The 537-nt window shown below is 69.1% G+C and carries 1 protein-coding gene and 1 pseudogene; one reads left to right on the top strand and one right to left on the bottom strand.

Annotated features, from left to right (window positions below):
- Window positions 1–296: ATP-binding protein (locus tag R1101_RS28995; RefSeq protein ID WP_037225412.1), on the top strand; the 296-nt coding region annotated here is incomplete at its 5' end.
- Window positions 297–318: 22 nt separating this feature from the next.
- On the opposite strand, the pseudogene R1101_RS0125260 reads toward R1101_RS28995, so the two are convergent.
- A pseudogene (locus R1101_RS0125260) lies at window positions 319–537 on the bottom strand (GtrA family protein); the annotation flags it as partial.

Here is a 537-nt window from a genome sequence, read left to right on the forward strand (position 1 = left end):
GCACGTGCACGGTCTCGGTGCGGCACGTCGCGACCCGCGGCGACGTCACGGTGTGCATCGAGGTCGCCGACGAGGGGGAGGGCGTCAGCGACGAGGTCGCCCCGTACGTCTTCGACCGCGGGTTCTCCGGGGGTGGTTCGACCGGGGTGGGCCTGGCGCTGGCGCGTGCCCTCGCGGAGGCGGACGGCGGCCGGCTCGAACTGCAGCGCCGCCGGCCCGCACTGTTCGCCCTGTTCCTCGGGGCGCAGCGCGATCGGGACATGCAGCCGGCGAGCGGGACACGCGAACCTCGTTAGCCCCGATCGGGCCGGTCGGGGATCAGGATCGGTCGAGCTGCCCGGTGTGCTCGTCGGCGGGGGTGTCCGGAACCATCTCCTCGGGAAAGACGAACTTCCGGAAGCAGTAGAACCGGAAGATCATCTGCAGCAGGTTGCCGATGATGTACGCGCTGACGAAGTCGGCGATGTTCTCCGTCGCGAGGCTCACCTCGGGAACACGCAGGTCGAAGACGTAACTCGAGATCCACAGCGGGATGAA

The organism is Rhodococcus sp. R1101 (assembly GCF_000278445.1).
In the GTDB taxonomy this organism is placed as follows: Bacteria; Actinomycetota; Actinomycetes; order Mycobacteriales; family Mycobacteriaceae; genus Rhodococcus; species Rhodococcus gordoniae.